General features: G+C 73.3%; 14 protein-coding genes. 6 read left to right on the forward strand and 8 right to left on the reverse strand.

Annotated elements, in window-relative coordinates; all coding sequences use genetic code 11:
• Nucleotides 1-94: 94 nt before the first annotated feature.
• Nucleotides 95-466, reverse strand: coding sequence for a DUF937 domain-containing protein (locus ACSNOG_RS00125; RefSeq protein ID WP_436750395.1), 372 nt, complete (start codon nt 464-466; stop codon nt 95-97).
• A gap of 215 nt (nt 467-681) precedes the next feature.
• On the opposite strand from ACSNOG_RS00125, the gene ACSNOG_RS00130 reads away from it, so the two are divergent.
• Nucleotides 682-2,952 carry a terpene synthase family protein gene (locus ACSNOG_RS00130; RefSeq protein ID WP_436750396.1) on the forward strand — a complete coding sequence of 757 codons (2,271 nt, stop codon included), beginning with the start codon at nt 682-684 and terminating at the stop codon, nt 2,950-2,952.
• A 32-nt stretch (nt 2,953-2,984) separates the two neighbouring features.
• On the opposite strand, the gene ACSNOG_RS00135 is transcribed toward ACSNOG_RS00130, so the two are convergent.
• Entirely contained in the window at nt 2,985-3,551 is a 567-nt protein-coding gene (locus ACSNOG_RS00135; protein WP_436750397.1) for a CGNR zinc finger domain-containing protein, read from the reverse strand.
• Nucleotides 3,552-3,639: 88 nt separating this feature from the next.
• Here ACSNOG_RS00135 and ACSNOG_RS00140 point away from each other — a divergent pair, with 88 nt between their 5' ends.
• Both ACSNOG_RS00140 and ACSNOG_RS00145 read left to right on the forward strand, forming a co-directional pair.
• Nucleotides 3,640-4,551, forward strand: coding sequence for a phosphotriesterase family protein (locus ACSNOG_RS00140; protein ID WP_436750398.1), 912 nt, complete (start codon nt 3,640-3,642; stop codon nt 4,549-4,551).
• Nucleotides 4,552-4,590: 39 nt separating this feature from the next.
• A complete protein-coding gene (locus ACSNOG_RS00145; RefSeq protein ID WP_436750399.1) occupies nt 4,591-4,914 on the forward strand; it encodes a DUF6191 domain-containing protein in 324 nt (107 codons plus the stop codon).
• Between the two features lie 22 nt (nt 4,915-4,936).
• On the opposite strand, the gene ACSNOG_RS00150 is transcribed toward ACSNOG_RS00145, so the two are convergent.
• Genes ACSNOG_RS00150 through ACSNOG_RS00170 form a run of 5 tightly spaced genes read right to left on the reverse strand, consistent with a single transcriptional unit; the run spans nt 4,937 to nt 12,360 of the window.
• Entirely contained in the window at nt 4,937-7,468 is a 2,532-nt protein-coding gene (locus ACSNOG_RS00150; protein ID WP_436750400.1) for an acyl-CoA reductase, read from the reverse strand.
• Nucleotides 7,465-8,640 carry an acyl-protein synthase gene (locus ACSNOG_RS00155; protein ID WP_436750401.1) on the reverse strand — a complete coding sequence of 392 codons (1,176 nt, stop codon included), beginning with the start codon at nt 8,638-8,640 and terminating at the stop codon, nt 7,465-7,467. Before ACSNOG_RS00155 ends, ACSNOG_RS00150 begins: the two co-directional genes overlap by 4 nt.
• Nucleotides 8,637-9,782: a GNAT family N-acetyltransferase gene (locus tag ACSNOG_RS00160; RefSeq protein WP_436750402.1), complete on the reverse strand. Its 1,146-nt coding sequence runs from the start codon at nt 9,780-9,782 to the stop codon at nt 8,637-8,639. The genes ACSNOG_RS00155 and ACSNOG_RS00160 overlap by 4 nt, the downstream gene beginning before the upstream one ends.
• Complete coding sequence (locus ACSNOG_RS00165; protein WP_436750403.1) at nt 9,779-11,083, reverse strand: MFS transporter; 1,305 nt, start codon at nt 11,081-11,083, stop codon at nt 9,779-9,781. The genes ACSNOG_RS00160 and ACSNOG_RS00165 overlap by 4 nt, the downstream gene beginning before the upstream one ends.
• A complete protein-coding gene (locus ACSNOG_RS00170) occupies nt 11,080-12,360 on the reverse strand; it encodes a phenylacetate--CoA ligase family protein (RefSeq protein ID WP_436750404.1) in 1,281 nt (426 codons plus the stop codon). Before ACSNOG_RS00170 ends, ACSNOG_RS00165 begins: the two co-directional genes overlap by 4 nt.
• Nucleotides 12,361-13,019: 659 nt before the next feature.
• Here ACSNOG_RS00170 and ACSNOG_RS00175 point away from each other — a divergent pair.
• A complete protein-coding gene (locus tag ACSNOG_RS00175) occupies nt 13,020-16,919 on the forward strand; it encodes a type I polyketide synthase (protein ID WP_436750405.1) in 3,900 nt (1,299 codons plus the stop codon).
• Between the two features lie 102 nt (nt 16,920-17,021).
• Here the strand turns inward: ACSNOG_RS00175 and ACSNOG_RS00180 are convergent, their stop codons facing one another.
• Nucleotides 17,022-17,414, reverse strand: a complete 393-nt coding sequence (locus ACSNOG_RS00180) for a DUF6233 domain-containing protein (protein WP_436750406.1) — start codon at nt 17,412-17,414, stop codon at nt 17,022-17,024.
• A gap of 465 nt (nt 17,415-17,879) precedes the next feature.
• Between ACSNOG_RS00180 and ACSNOG_RS00185 the strand changes: the two genes are divergently transcribed.
• Together ACSNOG_RS00185 and ACSNOG_RS00190 are read left to right on the forward strand one after the other, a co-directional pair.
• Nucleotides 17,880-18,551, forward strand: coding sequence for a GTP cyclohydrolase II (locus ACSNOG_RS00185; RefSeq protein ID WP_436750407.1), 672 nt, complete (start codon nt 17,880-17,882; stop codon nt 18,549-18,551).
• Nucleotides 18,548-20,260: a WD40 repeat domain-containing protein gene (locus ACSNOG_RS00190; protein WP_436750408.1), complete on the forward strand. Its 1,713-nt coding sequence runs from the start codon at nt 18,548-18,550 to the stop codon at nt 20,258-20,260. The genes ACSNOG_RS00185 and ACSNOG_RS00190 overlap by 4 nt, the downstream gene beginning before the upstream one ends.
• The last annotated feature ends 141 nt before the right edge of the window (nt 20,261-20,401 follow it).

The raw sequence follows: 20,401 nt of genomic DNA on the forward strand, positions 1-20,401 counted from the left end.
TGCCCTCCGGGCCGCCGCAGGCCACGGCCGCGGGCCCCGCCGCGGGAGGGGCCCGCGGCGGGTGCCGCGGGCGGCCTCGGCCCGGCGGCCCGGCTCACCGCTTCCTTGCCCGGCGCTTGGCGATGGTGGTCATGACGACCGGCAGGAGCAGCTCGAGCGCCCTGCTGACCTGGGCGACCGGCAGGCCGGTGCGTTTGGCGACGGCTTCGGCCACGGGGCCGGTGATCTTCCCGAGCACGCCGGACATCAGCCCGCCGCCCAGCCCGCCGCCGAGGCCGCCCAGGCCCGCGGCTCCGGCCGGGGCCGCGCTCGCCTCGCGGGTGAGCTCGTCGGGGAGGGCGGTGACGGTCTCCCGCACCATCCGCGTCGCCCCGTCGGCGTCGGTGCCCAGCTCTCCTGCGAGCTCCTGGATCCTGTCCTCACCCAGCTCGTCCAGTACGTCCTGCTGCAGCGCTTCATCGCCCATGGGCCCGACATTACGCGGGCCGAACAGATCTCGGTACGCAAGGTAGTGCGGCGGTCACCGTGCGGAACGGCGCGCGCCTGCGCGCCGGGGCGCGCGGCGGCGGCGAGACCGCGGTCAAGATCCTTAAGCGGTGCGGCCCGGGCTTTCACCTCATTGAGGGGAAATATGACCTTCCGATCTACCTGTCAGGGGCACGCGAACTAGCGTGGGCGGCCATGTCGCACCCTTTCTCCCTCCCCTCCTTCTACATGCCGTATCCCGCGCGCCTCAATCCCCACGTGGAGGGCGCCCGCGCGCATTCCAGGGCCTGGGCCCGCGAGATGAACATGCTGGAGGGCTCCGGCATCTGGGACGAGGCGGACCTGGACGCGCACGACTACGCCCTGCTGTGCGCGTACACCCACCCGGAGGCGTCCGGCCCGGTGCTCGATCTCGTCACCGACTGGTACGTCTGGGTGTTCTTCTTCGACGACCACTTCCTCGACATCTTCAAGCGCAGCGGTGACATGGCGGGCGCGAAGGCCTACCTCGACCGGCTGGCGGCCTTCATGCCCCTGGACGCGGGCGAGACCCCCGAGCCCGCCAATCCGGTGGAGGCGGGCCTCGCGGACCTGTGGGCCCGCACGGTCCCGTCGATGTCGGAGGGCTGGCGGCGGCGCTTCGCGGAGAGCACGCGACACCTGCTCAACGAGTCCATCTGGGAACTGTCCAACATCAACGAGGGCCGGGTCGCCAACCCGATCGAATACATCGAGATGCGCCGCAAGGTGGGCGGCGCCCCCTGGTCGGCCAACCTGGTCGAGTTCGCGGTGGGCGCCGAGGTCCCCGAGGCCATTGCCGCGAGCCGGCCGATGCGCGTGCTGAAGGACACGTTCGCCGACTCGGTGCACCTGCGCAACGACCTCTTCTCGTACGAGCGGGAGACCGAGGCGGAGGGCGAGCTGGCCAATGCGGTCCTCGTGCTGGAGCGCTTCCTGGGGTGCGACACCCAGCAGGCCGCCGACACCGTCAACGACTGGCTCACCTCCCGGCTCCAGCAGTTCGAGCACACCGCCCTGACCGAGGTGCCCCTGCTCCTGGAGGAGCGCGGCCTGGACCCGCAGTCCCGCCTCGACGCCTTCGCCTACGCCAAGGGCCTCCAGGACTGGCAGTCCGGCGGTCACGAGTGGCACATGCGCTCCAGCCGCTACATGAACGACGCCGCAGGCGGGGCGGTCAACACCCCCGGGGCGCTGCTCGCCGGGCCCCTCGGGCTGGGCACGTCCGCCGCGCGGATGTTCACCTCCATCGCGGCCACGGCACCGGCGCGGCTGCGCCGCTACGCCCACGTGCCGTTCCAGGAGGTGGGCCACCTGCCGCTGCCGGACTTCCCCATGCCGTACGCACTGCGCCTCAACCCCCACCTGGACACCGCGCGGCGCAGCGGCATCGCCTGGGGACACCGCATGGGGATGCTCGCCCCCGACGCGGCGGTGCCGGGCTCCGGGCTGTGGACCGAGGAGAAGCTCGCGGACTACGACTTCGCGCTGTGCGCCGCGGGGCTGCACCCCGAAGGGTCCGCCGAGGAGCTCGCCCTGGCCACGGACTGGCTCGCCTGGGGCACCTACGGCGACGACTACTACCCCGCCGTCTTCGGCCGGCAGACCGGGCCGGCGGGCTTCGCCGCCGCGAAGGCCTGCACCGACCGGCTGCTGCTGTTCATGCCGGTGGACACCTCCGCCGCACCGCCCGGAGAGCACGTCCTGGAGCACGCCCTGGCCGACCTGTGGGCGCGCACCACCGCGGAGATGACCGACGACGAGCGCGCCGGTCTGCGCGCCGCCGTCAAGGCCATGCTCGACGCGTGGCTGTGGGAGCTGTGGAACCAGCACCAGCACCGCATCCCCGACCCGGTCGACTACATCGAGATGCGCCGCCAGACCTTCGGCTCCGACCTCACCCTGACGCTCTGCCGCAACGGCCACGGCGCGGCCGTCCCGCCGGAGATCTACCGCACCCAGCCGGTCCAGGCCATGGAGAACGCGGCCATGGACTACGCCATCTTGATGAACGACCTCTTCTCGTACCAGAAGGAGGTGCAGTTCGAGGGCGAGATCCACAACTCCGTCCTGGTCGTCGAGAACTTCTTCGACTGCGGGCGCACGGAGGCGCTGGGCATCGTCAGCGATCTGATCGCATCCCGGATGCGGGAGTTCCAGCACGCGGTGGACCACCAGCTGCCGGTCCTCTTCGAGGACTTCGGGCTGGATGCGGAGGCCCGGGCCGCCCTGCGGGGGTACGCCCTGGAGCTGCAGGACTGGATGGCGGGCATCCTCAACTGGCACCAGGGGTGCCGCCGCTACCGCGAGGAGGACCTGCTGCGCCACAAGAGCGTCCCGGCGCCCGTCGCACCGCCCGTGGGCGTCCCGACGGGCCTCGGCACCTCGGCCGCGCGGCTGTCCGCCCTGCTGCGCTCCCCCGCCGGCGGGGCCCAGCCGGTGGGGTGATGGGGCATCAGGCCGTGCGGGGGAGGCTCCGGTCACTCCCCCGCACGGCGCCGCTCGCGCAGGGCGCGGACCCGGCCGCGGCTCGCGCAGGCCGGTGAGGGGCACCAGCGGCGGCGGCCGGTGGGGTTGGCGAAGACGCCGCGGCAGTCGTGCTCGGGGCAGACGGCCAAGGCGTGCCGCTCGGGGCCGGTGAGCTGGTCGGCGGCCTGGCGGGCGATCCGGGCGAGGGCCGCGCCGGTGGTGGCGGGCGCCTCCCGCAGCAGCCGGTCCCCCGCGACGAGCCGTACGGGATCGCGCTCCTCGCCGAGGAAGCGGGTGAGTTCCCCGACGGCTCCGGCCGGCGGCGGCTGTCCCTCCGCGACGGCCAGGGCGAGCGGTCGCAGGGTCTCGCGCAGTGCGTGGGCCCGCCGGAGGTCCGCGGCGCCGGGCGGCCGGACCGGCGTCAGCTCGCTGCGGTCGAGCCACTCCCCCAGCCGCTCGGGCGTGGCCATGCGCTCGACCGGGTGCGCGCTGAAGTGCCGGCCGCTGGTGGCGAGCAGGTTGAGCCAGGTGGCTCCGCAGTCGAAGCGGAAGGCCAGGCGGTCGTCCTCGTGGGTCATACGAGCATCGTAACGATTCACCCGTTACAGTGATCGCATGGATCATGTAACGGGTGAGCCGTTACACGCCTGGACCGGAGGAGACACGATGGGGCCTGTCGTACGGACCGTTCTGCGGGACGTCCCCGCTTCGGAGCTGGGAGTCTGCGACGCCCACGACCACTTCTTCCTGCGCAGCCCCCGGCTGCCCGGACAGGAGCTGGACGACGTGGAGGCGGCGGCCGAGGAGCTGCGGGCCTTCTGCCGGCTCGGCGGGCGGGCGGTGGTGCAGTGGACGCCCCGCGGGATGGGGCGGCGGCGGGCCGACCTCGCGGCGCTGGCCTCGGCGACGGGGGCGCACGTGGTCGCCGCGACCGGGCTGCACCAAGCGGTGCACTACACACGGGAGTACCTGGAACGCGACCGGGACCGGCTCGCGGAGCTGTTCGTCCGGGACCTGACGGAGGGACCGGTCCGGGCCGGGCTGGTGAAGGTCGCCGGGGGCTTCCACGGCCTCGACGGGCACGCGCGCCATGTCATGACCGCCGCCGCGCAGGCGCACCACGCGACGGGCGCGGCCGTCGCCGTCCACCTCGAACTCGGCACGGGCGCCCTGGACGTGCTGGACCTGCTGTGCGGGGAGCTGGGCGTCCCGCCGGGCCGGGTCGTCCTCGGCCACCTCAACCGCTCGCCCGATCTGCGGGTGCACCTCCGGGCGGCCGCGGAGGGGGCCTTCCTCGCCTACGACGGCCCCTCCCGCGCCCATCACGCCACCGACTGGCGGCTGTTCGACGCGCTGACGGCCCTCGCCGAGGCCGGCCACGCCGACCGGATCCTGCTGGGCGGCGACACCACCACGGCGGCGGCCCGCTCGTCGGCGGACGGCCCGGGCATGCCGTACCTGCTGCGCGGGCTGCGGCCCGCGCTGACGGCGGAGCTCGGCGAGGACTTCGCCCAGCAGGTCTTCGTCGCGAACCCGGCGCGTGCCTTCGCGGCCGACTGGCGGTGCGACGGCGCCTGACGCGGGAACGGACCGGCCCCGTCGGCGCGTTCAGCAATCATGCTGAGTCTGCTGACGGGGCCGGCCCTCGTCCTGGTCATCGTCGTTCCGCTGTTCCTGCTGGCGGCGGGGCGCAAGAGCGTGCAACTCGCCCAGAGCCGGGGGTGGCTGCCGGGCCGGTTCGGCGACCGGCCGCACGGCGGCCGCGGGGTGGGCGCCACGGCGACCGAGGAGCTGCACGCCCTCATCTACCCGAGCAAGCGGGTCCAGCTCGAACAGCGGCGGATCGAGCTGGTCCTGCGCGACGACGAGCAGGACGGCGCCCCGCGGCGGACGGGTGTGGACCTGGACGCGGGCACGGCCCGGATATCCGGGCGCCCCTGACCCGCCGCGGGGCGCCCCGGGGTCACCTCCGCTCGTCCACCACCGTGCGCAGCTTGCCGCTGGTCGGCGTGCGGTCGAGGGCCGCGCTGCCGACCGCTTCGACGGTGAGGGTGAGGAGCTTCTCCTCGACGGCCGTGCGCAGTTCGGGGTAGCCGGCCAGGAAGGCCTCCCGTGCCGCGGCCTCGTCCGTCGAGGCCGTGCGCTCCATGCGGACGGTGAGGGCCTCGCGGGTGCCGTCGTTGGCGAGCAGGATCTGCAGTTCGCCGCTGAAGCGCAGGCTCTCCTCCGCGATCGTCACGAAGCGGCGGTAGTTGAGGAAGTACGTCGCGACGCGCATCACGTCGCCCAGCCGCCCGAGCAGTTCGAAGCGGGGAGCGTGGCTGCCGCAGGGGCAGCGGCCGGGCAGGGCGCGGCCGAGGTCGCCGATGACGTAGCGGTCGAGGTGCTGGCCGCGCCGGGCGCGGGTGGTGAAGACCAGCCGCCCGGTCTCCCCCGGCCGGACCGGCCGGTCCTCGGCCACGTCGAGGATCTCCAGGGTGTGCAGGTCGGCGTGGAGGTGGTGGACGCTGCCGGTGCTCTCGGTGCACTGGTAGCCCAGCGGGCCGAGGTCGGTGCTGCCGTAGGTGATCGAGTGGACGACCTCGATCCCGAAGGTCTCGGCGAGGGTGCGCCGCTGCTCGTCGGTGAAGTGCTCGCCGCCGTAGAAGACCTTGCGGATGCCGCCGTAGGAGCGCAGCAGCTCCTCCTGCTCGTGCAGGAGCTGCCACAGGTAGGAGGGCATGCCGAAGAGGGTGTCGACCTCGTAGGCGACGATCGCCTCGGCGGTGGCCCGGTGGTCGGGGCCCGCGGCCATCGGTATCTGGACGCCGCCCAGCCGCTCCAGGACGGAGAAGAAGCTGATGAAGCTGCCGTACATGCCGCCGCAGTAGAAGAGGTTGGCGGTGCGGTCGCGCGCCGGGTCGTACCCGGCGGCGATCAGGCCGCGGGCGGCGGCGTGCATCTGGGTGTCGTAGTCGTCGTAGCTGAACAGGGACAGGGCGGGGGCGCCGGTGCTGCCGCCGCTGCGGAAGTACAGCTCGGCGTCGCCGCGGGCGACGTCGCGGTTGCGCTCCTGGACGGCCGCCTTGTCCAGCAGCGGGCCGGCGGGCGCGGGGAAGTCCGCGGCGCGGGCCAGGTCGTCGAGGCAGGCGGTGGCGGCGAAGCGCTCGTCGGCCTGGACGGCGACGCGGCGGCTGTAGCGCTGGAGGGCGTAGACGCCGTCGTGGGGCTCGCCGGAGTAGCCGGCGGTCATCGCGCCGACGGGGGTGACGCGGGTGGCGCCGGCGGCGAGGACGGTGGCGGACAGCTCCGCGATGTCGGTGCGGCTGCCGGCGATGCCCGCGGTCTGCAGGTAGCGGCGCATGGGGCGCAGGGCGCCGATCAGGCCCTTGCGCGGCAGGGGCTTGACCCACACGCTGCGGTGCAGCGGAGAGGCGGTCAGCGCGGGGCGGGTGTCGGCCATGACGCGCCAGGAGCCGTCGGGGGCGGCGATGACCCGGGTCAGGCCGAGGTGTTCCTCCAGACGGGCGATGAGCTCGGTGGTGGTGAGCTCGGCCTCCTCCGCCGGGTCGAGGTCCTCCGCGGCGGCCGGGGGCATCCCAGCGAGGACGGCGGCGAAGCGCTCCGCGAAGGCGAAGACCTCGTCGGCGTCCTCGGTGTCGAGGTAGACGACCTGGGGGCTGGAGCAGGCCTGCTGCTCGAAGAGGCACACGTCGGCGGCGAGGGCGGCGAGCGTCTCCTCGTCGGCCCACGCGTCGCGCGTGAGGTAGGCGAAGGAGATCTTGTGTCCCCACTCGACGAGCCGGCAGCCCGGCGGGACGTGCGCGGCGACGCCCTCGACGGCGGCTTCGCCGCCCCAGACGGCGACGGCGTCGGCCGGGGCGCACATGAGCTTCAGCCAGTCCTGGCGGCTCGACGAGAAGCGCAGCACGATGACGCGCTCGGCGACGGCGCCCGTGGGGTCCAGGACGGCGAGCTCGGCGAGGAGGTGCTGGGCGAGGAGGGTGTCGGCGCTGCTCGTCTTGAGGACGTTGACGTTGCCGGCCAGGAGGCCCTCGATCAGGCTGAGGGGGGCGACGGTCGCGGCGTTGCCGGGGGCGATGTGGGCGACGAGGCCGACGGGCGCCCAGGCCTCGTAGACGGTCTCCTTGGCGTCGGGGCGGTTCAGGCGCTGCGGCGCGGTGCCGCCCAGTTCGCGGCGGAGCTTGCGGCTGAGCGCGTCGCGGCCGAGGAAGGCGGCGAGCTCGCCGAGGAGGCCGTCGGCGTCCTCGCCCTCGGGCAGGTGGGGCGCCAGGCGGGCGCGGACGGGGTGGGCCGGGTCGCGCAGGGCGTGGGCCAGGGCGTCGCAGGCGGCCAGGACGGTCTCGGTGTCGAGCGGGGCGGCGAGCGCCTGCTCGACGGCCGCGGGCAGGGTCGCAAGGCGGCGGGCGGCCTCGTCGTCGCCGATGAAGGTGCCCTGCCAGTAGTGGTGGTTCATGGGGGCCGTCGACGGCATCCGCATCTCGCTCTCGGTCATGACATTCCCTTCATCAGCTCGGCGGCGGCCACCGCGCAGCTCTTGTTGCGGCTCACTCCGGCGCGGCCGTGAATGGTGAACCACGGCGTCTCCAGCTCGCAGCCGCACTCCTCGCCGGGAAGGAGGGAGGCGAGGTCGCCCATGACGACGCTCTGGGCGGGCACGGAGGTGATGTACGGGGAGACGAGGTGCAGGTAGCCCTTCTCTCCGTACGGCAGTGGTTCGAGGGTGCGGGTGGAGCGGATGAACACCCGGGACCACACCGGCGCGTGCAGGTTGTGGTGCGAGCATTCGATGTAGGGGATGCAGTGCTCGACGGAGCCGAAGGTGTCGCGGATGCGCTCGGAGGGGACGCCGAGCTGCTCGGTGACGCGGGCGTAGAGCTCGTGCTTGCCGATCTGCTGGTCGGTGTGGCCCTTCCAGCCGCCGCCCAGGATGATCAGCGAGCCCTCGGGCAGCTGCAGGGGCGGCAGGCCCATGGCGCGCATGCGCTCCAGGGTGAACCAGAGGAAGGCGGGGAAGCCCAGGATGCGGACCGGGGCGTCGTCCTCGGCGAAGCGGCGCAGCGCGGCGATGCAGCCGAAGGGGTCGAACTCGTGGCCGCCGCCGGTGTTGCGCAGGGCGTACTCGACCTGGCGGGCCGGCGCGAAGTCGCACAGGTAGTTGTCGGTGAAGGACGTGCCGAGCTTGAGGTCGCGGGCGGGCTCGTAGCTGTAGAGCAGGTAGTTGACGGGCTGGTCGGGGGTGATCCAGCCGTTGCGCTCGAAGATGCGGGCGACCATGCGCTGGGCGGAGCGGATGGTCCACTCGTCGAAGAACATCTGCGACTTCTGCCCGGTGGTGCCGGACGAGGTCAGGTGCAGGTGGACGTCCTCGCGCGGGATGGACAGCACTTCGTGGCGCTTGAAGAAGTTGGCGTGGACCAGGGGCGCGCCGTAGGGCGCGGCGGAATCGTCCGGGGCCGTCGCCGCGTGGAGGTCGCGGAAGAACGGGGAGCGCTCGCGGTGCCAGGCGTGGCTCTCGGCCATGGCGGCGGCGAAGAGCTCCTCCTCGGCGGGGCCGGAGGCGTAGGGGTCGGTCAGGTCGCACAGGCGCTGGACGTGTGCGAGGGCCGCCGGGTCGGGGACGGTGACCGGGGCGAGGTGGGGGTTGAGGGGTGTCTTGAGTGTCACGAGGCAACCTCACGTGAGGGCAGATACGTCGACGCCCAGGCCGACACATAGGAATCGAGGAAGGGCTGCAGGGCCGCGTCGGCGACCAGGCCGCGGAAGTCGATCTGCTCGGTGGTCCGGGACATCACGACGTAGTCGTGGAAGCCGTCGCCCTCGCGGCGCATGGCCGGGTAGAGGGCGCTGGGGATGAAGCCCTGGGCGAGGCCGGCGGAGAGCAGGTCGTGCCGGTCCAGCGGGAGCAGCGCCTCGACGTAGCCGGCTCCGGCGCGGGTCAGGGCGCGGGTGATCGGTTCGAGGTGGGCGGCCGCGACGGCCGGGCCGGGGTGGGCGGCGACGAGGGCGCAGTAGCCGCCGGCCCGGTTGAGGCAGGCGTAGACCTCGAAGCTCCCGTCGTCGGGGACGAGCAGCACGTTGGGGGTGTGCAGGGGGTAGAACCAGTGGCCGGCGTCGGGGAAGCGCTCGCGGAAGCGGCGGCGGACGAACGCCGGCGCCTCGATCATCTCCAGGTCCGCGCGGGCGGGTCCGGCGGGTGCCGGCGCCGGTGCGGTGGCCCGGGTGTCCGCGTAGCTGATGCCCAGGCTCTGCTCCGCGGTGCGCAGGAGGGGGACGAGCGGGGCGGGCACTTCGGCGACGGGGGCGCGGCGCTCCAGCACGCCGGGCGAGTAACGCGCGTAGAGCGCGAGGCTCTCGCGGCTGTCGACGTCGACGGCGTTGGGCAGGACGCCCATGGGGCGGAAGCCGTTGCGGGTGACGACGCGCTGGGGCCCGGCGCTGACGGTGCGGACCGTGGCGTAGACGGAGTCGAGCCGGCCGGAGTCCAGCGTGCGCCGGCACAGGGCGTCGGTGAGCAGGCCCGCGAGCCCCGAGCCGCGCTGGCCGGGGTGGACGGCGAGCCCTTCGAGGCGGCCGAGGCGGCTGCCGGGCTCGCCGTGGACCGCGGCGGAGCCGGTGAGGGCGCCGGTGCGCGGGCACCGGGTGACGAGCCAGAGGGTGTGCGGGTCCTCGATGAGGCGGGCCATCACGGCGGGGTCGGTGCCGAGCGCCGTGGGGTAGTGCGGCCCGTAGACGGCGTAGTAGAGCTGCCGCAGGTCGGCGATGTCGCCGGGGGCGGCCTGCTCGACGGATGGGGCGGGGAGCGTCACCGCGCGCCTCCCGTGGCGGCGCCGGCCGGGACCGGCGTCTCCGCCTCGGGGGCGGCGGTCTCCGCGGCCGGGGCGGACTCCTTGAGCAGGGCCAGCGCGCAGGCGGCCGGGACGAGACCCACGGCCTGGATCAGGCACAGGGTCTGCGGCGAGAGGTGGTCGCCCAGCAGGCCGAACAGCAGCGAGGCCAGCGGGAAGGTCGCGCCGAGCACGGCCTGCATGACCGCGAAGAAGGCGGGCTTGTCGGCGGCGGGCACGAGGCGCTGGAAGAGGGCCACGAAGCGCACGCCGATGACGCCGACGCACCAGCCGGTCACGGCGAGGCTGCCCGCGATGACGGGCCGTTCGCCGACGACGCCGGGGACGGCGAGGGCGAGGGCCATCGTGCCGAGGCAGGCGGAGCCGACGACGGTGGGCCGTCCGGGGATGCGCGCGCCGGTGAAGGAGCCGATGAGGGTGCCGGTGCCGAGGGCCGCTTCGAGCAGGGCGACCGTTGCTCCGTCACCGTGCAGCACCGACTTGGTGTAGAGCGGCATCACGATGAACACGGCCGTGGTGAAGAGGTTGGCCGCGGTGAAGCAGACCAGGATGGCGCGGACGAACGGCAGGCCGGACAGGACCTGGCGCAGCGTGCGCGGCCCGGCCTCCTCGCCCGTCTCCCCCTCGCCCTCGCCCGTGGCGGGGGTGCGGAAGCGGACGGTCGCGATGAGCACGGCGGCGGCCGCGTAGGCCGCGGCGCACCCGGCGGCGAGGCCGGGGATCCCGGCGCGGTCGACGATGAGGGCGCCGAGCAGGGCGCCGCCGAGGCTCGCGAGGGACTGGGTGGACAGTTCGAAGCCGGTCGCGGCCTCGATGTCCTCGTCGTCGACGAGTTCGGGGACGGAGGTGGTCAGGCAGGGGTCGAAGAAGGCCTGGCAGGTGGCGAGCGCGAGGGTCGCGGCGTAGGCGGCCGCGATCGGCAGGTCGCTCGCGTAGGCCCACACGGCGAGGGCGGTCGCCGCCACGGCGGCGCCGCCGGCCGCGGTGCGCAGCACGGAGCGGTGGGCGAAGCGGCCGACGGCCCGGGCGACGACGGGGGCGAGGGCGACGGCGGGGACGGTGCTGACCGCCATGAACAGGCCCGAGGCGAGCCCGTTGCCGCCGGAGACGGCGTAGGCGACGAGCCACCAGGACACGCCGACCTGGAACATGCGGACGGCCGCCTGGGTGAGCACCTGGCCGAGCCACACGGCGCCGAAGGCGCGGTTGCGCAGGACCAGCGGCAGCCGGCGGCCGGTGCCGGCCGTCGGGGCGGCGGTCATGCCGTGGGCCTTTCGTCGATGACGCGGACGAGCTTGCCGGAGCGCGGGTTGACGGCGAGGTCGCGGTGGCGCACCCACTCGACGGAGAGGGGGTGGACGAAGCCGGTCTCGACGGCGTCGGGGTAGAAGGGGCGGGCCTCTTCGAGCTCCGTCACGACGGACTTGGCGAGGGTCTCCAGCCCGGCGGGGTCCTCGGAGCCCGGGTCGTCAGGGGATACGGCCAGGCGCAGCACGAGGCCGTCGCGGCCGTCCCAGCGGCGGACGACGAGCTGCATGCCGACGACGCGGCCGTCGGTGTCGGCCGCGGCGACGGCGTCCTGGGCGTCCTGGGAGTACAGGGAGACGGGGCCGACGCGCACGCCCTCCTCGGCGCGGCCGAGGATGCGGAAGACGCCCGCCTCGGGGTCGACCCACTCGGCGCGGTCGCCCGCGGGGTAGCGCAGGACGGGCATGAGGCGGCGGAAGAGCTGGGTGACGACCACGCGGCCGGGGCGGCCCGCCTCGCGGATCGGCTCGTCCGTGGCGTCGTCGAGGATCTCGACGACGGTGTGCGGGGCGAAGGTGCGGTGGGTGCGGGCGTCGGGGCCGGGCACGGGCCGGCCGAGCAGGCCGGCGTCGACGCTGGCGTAGCCGAGGGAGCGGGGCTCGGCGTTGGGGAAGGCGCCGGCGAGGAGGCGGCGCTGGTCGTCGAAGAGCGCCTCGCCGCCGAAGAACAGCAGTTCGACGGAGGGGAGCTGCTCGCCCGCGGCGATCAGGTGCTCGGCGAGGCGGCACAGGGTGGTCGGCGTGCCGGCCACGACCTGGGCGGCGAAGTCGCGCAGCGTGGGGACGGTCGTCTCCAGCGGGGCGCCGCCGCCGATGGGCAGGCGCACGCTGCTCACGGGGGCGTGGGAGAGGGAGTCGAGGATGAAGAGGAAGCTCGCGTAGAGCTCGCCCGCGTAGAAGAGGTCGGCGACCCGGTGGCCGGGGCGCAGCCCGGCGTCGACGAGGCCGTGGCCGAAGGCGGTGACGAACTCCCGCCATTCCTCTCGGGTGTAGCAGGAGAATTTGGGTGCGCCGGTCGTGCCGCCGGTCTTGAAGACCGAGGCCTCGTCGAGCGGGGCGGTCAGGACGCGATTGCCGTCGAGGGTGTTGGCGGCCCAGAAAGCGCTCTGGTCCACCACCGGCAGATCGGTGAGGCAGTCCACATCCGGCGGCAGGTCCGCGTAGAGATCCGCATAGAACGGGGAGTGGTGACGGACATAACGTATGAGGTCCGATAGCTGATGGACGGGCATGCTGCCTTTGCCTAGCTCAGGGAATGAGGGACGGGGTTCCGGCCGGGCGGGGCCGGTTTGCTCGCCGCCTCCGGTTGACTGTTCAACGAGAACGCGTGCACCACGCACTCGTGAAGCGCCGGCTGTCCGCCTGACGCGCGGTCACAATGATGGGTCACGGCCGAACGTACTGCAAAATCGACCGCCTTCCGACGGGTTCGGATGGCTGGAAAGCGCGGTGATATAACGGTGTTGCGGCTCACACCCGGGCACCGTTCGCCACCGCGAACAGCTGCGCTCCGAGCGACGGCTCGGCAAACGGCCGGAAGGAGATTGGCCGGAGCACCCCACATGGTGACCGCAGGTAACAGCGGCGTGCAGGCCAGCTCCGAGCCGTGCCCGAGCCGTCACGAAGAGCGTGCGCCCCTTACCAAGTTGACAACCTCCGCCGCGGTGCTTGGACCGACCACGCATGCTGTGTGAACGTTGCACAAGGACAGCGGATCTCATCAGGAAGCCGCAGGAACTCGTCAACGAGCCTTTTTCCGTGGAGAGTCAGCAGCTCCACGAACGCCGCGCACCCCGTGCCCGGCCTTCTGTGCAAGCAAGCGCCCCGGATCCCGGACTTCCACCGCTCCGTCATGCATCCGCACTCGCCCGGACGAACGGAATTGAAACGCATGAGTATTCAAGAATCAGTAGCCCTGGTCGGCATCGGCTGCCGCTTCCCCGGCGGTATCGACTCCCCGGAATCCTTCTGGGACTTCCTGGCCGGTGGCAAGGTATCCGTGGAATCCACTCCGGAGGACCGGTGGCGGGCCTACACAAGGATTAGCCCGGAGTTCACCGAGGCGTTGCGCAGGGCGGAACGACCGGGCAACTTCATCGGTGACGTCGACGGTTTCGACGCCGAGTTCTTCGGCATCGCACCGCGCGAGGTCGAGCTGATGGACCCCCAGCAGCGGCTGGTGCTCGAAGTCGCCTGGGAAGCCCTGGAGCACGCCGGCATGGCGCCCCGCTCGGTGGCCGGCTCCGACGCCGGCGTCTACATCGGCACCTGCTCGGACGACTACGGGCGCCGGCTGCTGGAGGACCTGCCGCGGATCGAGCCCTGGACCGGCATCGGCGCCCAGCTGACCGGCATAGCCAACCGGGTCTCGCACGTGCTGGACCTGCACGGGCCGAGCTTCGTCCTCGACTCGGCCTGCTCCGCCTCGCTGGTGGCCGTGCACCTGGCCTGCCAGTCCCTGCTGGCGGGCGAGACCTCGCTCGCGCTGGCGGGCGGCGTGAACATCATCCTCTCCCCCGCCTACACCCTCACTCTCGAAGCGGCCGGCGCGCTCTCCCCCGACGGGCGCAGCAAGCCCTTCGACGCGGAGGGCGACGGCTACGGCCGGGCCGAGGGCTGCGGGGTGCTGGTCCTCAAGCGGCTGTCGGACGCGACGCGCGACGGCGACCGCGTGCTGGCCGTGATCAAGGGGACGGCCGTGGCGCAGGACGGCCGCACCAGCGGCATCATGGCCCCCAACCCCGACGCGCAGCGCGATCTGCTCCGGCTGGCCTGGGAGAAGGCCGCGGGCCTGGACCCGGCGACGGCGGGCTACATCGAGGCGCACGGCACCGGCACCCGGCTCGGCGACCCGGTCGAGGCCTCGGGCCTGCACGCGGTCTTCGGCGCGGGCCGCCCCGCCGACAAGCCGTGCTGGATCGGCTCGGTGAAGTCCAACATCGGGCACGCCGAACCCGCCTCGGGCGTCGCGGGCATCATCAAGGCGACGCTGATGCTGCAGCGCGCCGAGATGGCGGCGACGGTCCTCACCAGCGAGCCCAGCCCGGACATCCCGTGGGAGGAGTGGGGGCTGCGGCTGGTGACCGAGCACCAGGTCTGGCCCAAGGGCGACACCCCGCGGCGCGCGGGCGTCTCGGGGTACGGCTACGGCGGCACGATCGGCCACGTCGTCCTGGAGGAGGCGCCCGAACCGGCCGAGGAGGGCGGGGAGGAGCCGCTGACGGGGCTGCCGCAGCTCTTCCCGCTGTCCTACCGCTCCCGCGCGGGCGTCGCCGAGTACGCCTGCCGCCTCGCCGACTGGCTGGAGCGGCACCCCGACACCCCGCTGAGCTCGGTCGGCCACACCCTGGCCACCCGGCGCTCCCACCTCGGCCACCGGGTCACCGTGGTGGCGGACGGCCGCGCGGAACTGGTGGCCGCCCTGCGGGCCGTCGCCGCCCAGGAGGCCGAGGAGGCCGGGGAAGGGGACCTGGAGAACGTCGCCGAGGGCACCGTCCGCCCGGGCTCGGGCGACGGAACGGTGTGGGTCTTCTCGGGTCACGGCTCGCACTGGTCCGGCATGGCCCGCGAACTGCTCGCGGGCAACGCCGTGTTCGCGGACGTCATCGACCGCCTGGAGCCCGTCTTCCGCACCGAGCTGGGCTTCTCGCCGCGGCAGGCCATCGTCTCCGGGGACTTCGAGGCCGTCGACCGCGCCCAGTCGATGATCTTCGCGGTGCAGGTCGCGCTCGCCGAGGTGTGGCGCTCGTACGGGCACCGGCCCGCCGCCGTCATCGGCCACTCCGTGGGCGAGATCGCCGCGGCCGTCGTCGCCGGGGCGCTGACCTTGGAGGACGGCGCCCGGCTCAGCGGGCGCAGGTCCACGCTGCTGCGCCGGGTCGCCGGCAAGGGCGCGATGGCCATGGCCGGCCTGCCCTTCGAGGAGGTGGCCGCCAAGCTCGCCGGGAACACCGCCGTCTGCGCCGCCATCGCCTCCTCCCCCGGCTCGGCCGTGCTCTCGGGCGACGCGGAGGCCGTCGCCGCGCTCGTGCGGGACTGGGGGGCCGAGGGCGTGCCCGTCCGCTCCGTCAACTCCGACGTCGCCTTCCACAGCGCCCACATGGACCCGCTGACGGAGGGCCTGCGCGAGGCCCTCGCGGACCTCCGGCCCCGTACGCCGCAGGTGCCCCTCTACAGCACCGCGCTCGACGACCCGCGGGCGCAGGTGCCCCACGACGCGGGCTACTGGGTGGCCAACCTGCGCAACCCCGTCCGCCTCGCCCAGGCCGTCACCGCCGCCGTCGAGGACGGCCACCGCCGCTTCCTGGAGGTCTCCCCCCACCCGGTCGTCTCCCACTCGATCGGCGAGACCCTGGCCCACATGGACGTCACGGGCGGCCACGTCGCCCACACCCTGCGCCGCGACAAGCCCGAGCTGCGCACGCTGCTGCTGAACCTCGCCTCGCTGCACGGCCACGGCGCCGAGGTCGACTGGAGCGCGCAGTACCCGGCGGGCCGGATCGCGGAGCTGCCCCCGATCGCCTGGCAGCACCGCCGCTACTGGACCGACGCCGTGCTGCCCGCGGCCGCCGTCGTCGCCCACGGGCACGACGTCACCGGGCACACGCTGCTCGGCCCGCCGGTCGACGTGGCGGCCTCGACGCCGCTGCGCATCTGGAACACCTATCTGGACGACGCCGTGCGGCCGTTCCCCGGCGGGCACGCGCTGCACGGCACCTCGATCGTCCCGGCCTCCTCGATCATCCACACCTTCCTGGAGGCCGCGCCCGGACAGGGCGGCAGCAAGGCGCTCTTCGACGTCTCCCTGAAGTTCCCGGTCGCGCTCGCGACCCCGCGCGAGGTGCAGGTCGTGCAGGAGGGGCTGACGCTGCGGCTGAGCACCCGCCCGGCGGGCCCCTCCGGTACCTCCGGCCCGGGCAACTGGCTGACCCACACCACCTCGTCGACGATGGCCGAGGACGCCCCGCCGTTCCCCGCCGGCATGGTCTCCGTGACGGTGCCCCGGGGTCTGGAGGAGGCGGATCCCTCGGTCGTCATCGGGCGCCTGGACGCGATCGGCGTGGAGGGCATCGCCTGGCCGTGGACGGTCGAGGAGCTGCTGACCGGCGAGGGCGTCATCCGCGCCCGGGTGCACGCGCCCGCCGTGCCCGGCGACCAGGTCACGTGGGCGCCGCTGCTGGACGCGGCCCTCGGCATCGTCCCGGTCATCTACGGCGGCCCGCCCATGGTGCGCATGCCTGCCCACATCCGTGAGGTACGGGTGGTGGGCGAAGCCCCCGAGACCGGCTGGGTCGACATCCGGCTCGTGGACCCGGCGACCGACACCGTCGACATCGTCATCAGCGACGAGCACGGGCAGCTGCGCGCGTGGCTGCCGGGCACCCGCTTCGGGGCGCTGCACGAGAACGGGACGGCGGGCGACGACACGGCCGCGACCGGCCAGGAGCCGCTGAGCGCGGACGGCGCACCGGCGTCCGCCGGGGAGGACCCGGCGCGGTGGCGGGAGCTGCCGGCGGACGTGCTCGCCGCCCGCGTCGGCGAGGAGATCGTCGGCCGGCTCGCGCGGGAGATGAAGATGCCGGCCGGTGAGCTGGACCCGGAGCGGCCGCTGACCGACCTCGGGCTCGACTCGGTGATGTCGATGCGGGTCTGCGCCCAGCTGGAGAAGCTGCTCGGTGTGCGGCTGCCGGTGACGGTGCTGTGGAACTACCCGACGGCCAAGGGGCTGGCGGGCTACGTCGCCTCCGTCCTCACCCCGCAGGACGGGACGGCGGAGGGCTCCGCCGCGTAACGGCCGGCGGAGGGACGGACCGCACGGGCGGCCCGTGCGCGGAGCCCCGCCAGGGCTCGTGCGCGGGCCGCCGCGCGGGTCGGCAGCACTTGCGGCGGACGGCTAGACCAGCGGGGTAAGGAACCGTTCCGGCTGACAGGCCTCGCAGGGGTGGGCGTTGCGCGTGAGGAGCTCTTCGCGGGCCTGCGCGGTGGACATGGTCCTCTCGCCCCCCTTCGGTACCCAGCATCCGGCGTGATGCAGCTCGTGCATGTTCCTGCCGGACCCGCGGTGCGTGGTGACCGGCCACACGGCGTGCTCCATGTCGGCCCGGTACGGCGGGCGGCCGTCCCCCGCCCGGTGGCCGCCGGAGGCGGGCGGTTCGTCCTCCATGTACTCGTCGTCGGTGAGGAGTTGCAGGACCACGGCGCGGACCCAGTCGCGCGGGTCCATCCCCGATTCCTGCGCGGCCGCCGCGATGAGGGCGAGTTCGTCGTCGCTGAAGAGCTGCTCCATGCCGCGCGACGGTAGCAGCGCGGGGACCCCGGCGGGGGGTGGTTGCGCAGGTCGCAGTACCGGTGCGCGGAGTACCCGCCCGGTGCCCCGCAGCGGTTCCCGACGACGCGGAGATTAGCCCGAAGGGGTGAGGCCGGGCAGCGGCTCGACCGGCAGGCGACGCGGCGTATCCGACGGGCTCCACGGCCCCTAGGCTCCGGTTCCGATAGGACCAAGACAGAACCGGATGAGCGGTTTCCGATCAAGGAAGCCTGACCGAAGATCCCGAACAGTCCGGATCGCACGGGAGGACTGACGTTCCAAAAGCTTCGGACTTCCCAACGAACAGACCGGATGGTTCGGTACCGCTGTCAAATGATCTCGGTACCCGTACCGGTACGGACCGTGCTGTCCGCGCTGCCCTCCGCACTCATGCTGTGACTGCGCCCTGGGGTTCGGGGCGTGCTCGTTCTACGGGAGGAAGCAGTGCCCAAAACACTCAATGGGGAGGACACCCCGTTGCACGGGGCGTCGGTGGAACCGGAGGGCGCCGTGGGCATCAGGGCCCGCGTCGAGATCCCGGTGCAGCGGGCCGACGGGGCCTGGACGCCCGGCCAGATGGTGACGTTCACCGGGCTCGGCGACGGCCTCGAGCACGTGGCCGTGCAGTTCGGACCGATCGCGGACGTCCCGCTGGTCCGGCTGCACTCCGAGTGCCTGACCGGCGACGTCTTCGGCTCCGCGCGGTGCGACTGCGGCCCTCAGCTGACCGAGTCGATGCAGCTGCTCGCCGCCTCGGGCGGCGTCCTGCTCTACCTGCGCCAGGAGGGCCGGGGCATCGGGCTGTACAACAAGCTCGACGCCTACCGCCTGCAGGACCAGGGCCTGGACACGTTCGCCGCCAACCGCGAGCTGAACTTCTCCGACGACCTGCGGGACTACCGCTCGGCGGCCCAGATGCTGCAGGCCCTCGGGGTGACGCGGATCAGACTGCACACCAACAACCCCGACAAGGCGGCCCAGCTCGCCTCGTACGGCATCGAGGTCGTCGAACAGGTCCGTACCGGAATCTTCCGTAACGAGAACAACGACCACTACCTGCGCGCCAAGGCCGAGTACGGCGGCCACTCGATCGAACTCGTGGAAGGAACAGCGTGATCCAGCACCGGGGACCCATCAGCGGCATCGCGGCATGGCAGGACGCCTACGTCGCCACCGCCGGCTACGACAACCAGGTCATCTGCTGGGACCAGCGGACCGGAACGGCCATCTCCCGCTCCTTCCACGACCACCTGGCCAACCAGTGCTCGTTCTCGCCGGACGGGCGCCACCTGGTGACCTCCTCCAGCGACTACACCGCCCGCCTGTGGACGGTCCCGGACCTGCGCCTGGTCGCGGTCCTGGCCGACCAGGAGGACGACGTGGAGATGTCCGTCTTCCACCCGTCCAAGGAGCTCATAGCCACCGCCTCCCGCGACCACCGGGTGCGGGTCTACGACTTCACGGGCAAGCTCGTCGCCCGCTTCACCGGCCACACCGCCGACGTCATCTCGGTGGAGTGGGCCCGCGACAGCGACGAGCTCATCTCCTCCAGCGACGACGGCACCATCAAGCGCTGGTCCCTGGAGACCGGCGGGCTGATCGCCGACCTCGACATGGACGGCATCGAGACCGACACCATCGCCATCTCCTCCGGCGGCACGATCTTCGCGGGCAACGACGAGGGGCAGATCATCGTCGTCGGCCCCACCGAGCGCACCGTCCTGCCGGCCCACGAGGCGGGCATCAAGCGCCTGGTCCTCGACGACGCCCGCAACCTGCTGGTCAGCCTCAGCTACGACCGCACCATGCAGCTGTGGGACGTCGCCTCGGGCATGCCCGAGCGGCGCGACACCACCGCCCTGCCCGACGACGTCTGGCCCCGCTCCTGCGCCTTCGCCGGCGGCTCCCGCCTGGTCTTCGCGACCTTCGGCGCCGGCTACCGCGGCTACGACTACGAGGCCAAGGCCTGGGACGCCGCCGAGGTGGCGCCCACCCAGGGCGTCAACGCCGTGCTGCCCACCGCCTCCGGCACGCTGACCATCGGCGACGCGGGCATCGTGCACCGCGGCGACACCGGCGTCGTGCACCACGAGGGCGAGGTCGTGGCCCGCACCGGCAGCCTGTGCAACTTCCTCACCCCGCTGGGCGGCCTGGTGCTCTCCGGCGGCCAGCTCGGCAAGGTCTTCGACGCCCTGACCGGCCGTGAGCTGCACCAGCACCGCTCCCCGCTCAACTGCGGCGCGGCCTTCGAGCGCGACGGCGCCTCCTACGCGGTCGTCGGCGCCTACACCGGCGAGGGCCTGCTGCTGCGCCTGACCGCCGCCGGCGAGGCCGAGCACGTCGAGGACCTGCCGCTGCACACCAACGCCGTCAAGGGCGTCGCGGTCTCCGGCGACCTCATCTTCTCCGTGGCCGCCGACGCCTCCGCGACCTGGTACCGCATCTCCGACCTCACGAAGGTCGCCACGATCGAGGACGCGCACGACCGCATCGCCAACGGCTGCGCGGGCCTGGGCGACGGCTGGTTCGCCAGCGTCAGCCGCGACCTGAAGCTGCGCATCTGGGACCCGCAGCAGCGCGCGGAGGTCCTCGACACCCCGCACACCCACTCCATCAAGTGCGTCGCCGCCTCCGGCGACGGCCGCGTGGTCGCCTCCGGCAGCTACAACGGCCGCATCGCGCTCTACGACCGCACCGCCGGCGAGTGGACCGCCGTCGTGCGCCCCACCACCGCGGGCATCTCGTCCCTCACCTGGGACGCCGAGCGCAAGGCCTTCGCCGCGTCCTCCTACGACGGCCAGGTGTACTTCACGCCCGTCGTCTAGGACGGGCATCCGCACCGGTCGCGGGGAAGGCGAGGACTGCTCGCCCGCCTTCCCCGCGACCGCCCCATGCCCGGCCCCGCTCGAAGGACGCACAGCAGACCCCCGAGCACACGAGCAGCAAGCACCAAGCACCAAGCACCA

This window comes from Streptomyces sp. URMC 124, from assembly GCF_051386455.1.
GTDB lineage: Bacteria > Actinomycetota > Actinomycetes > Streptomycetales > Streptomycetaceae > Streptomyces.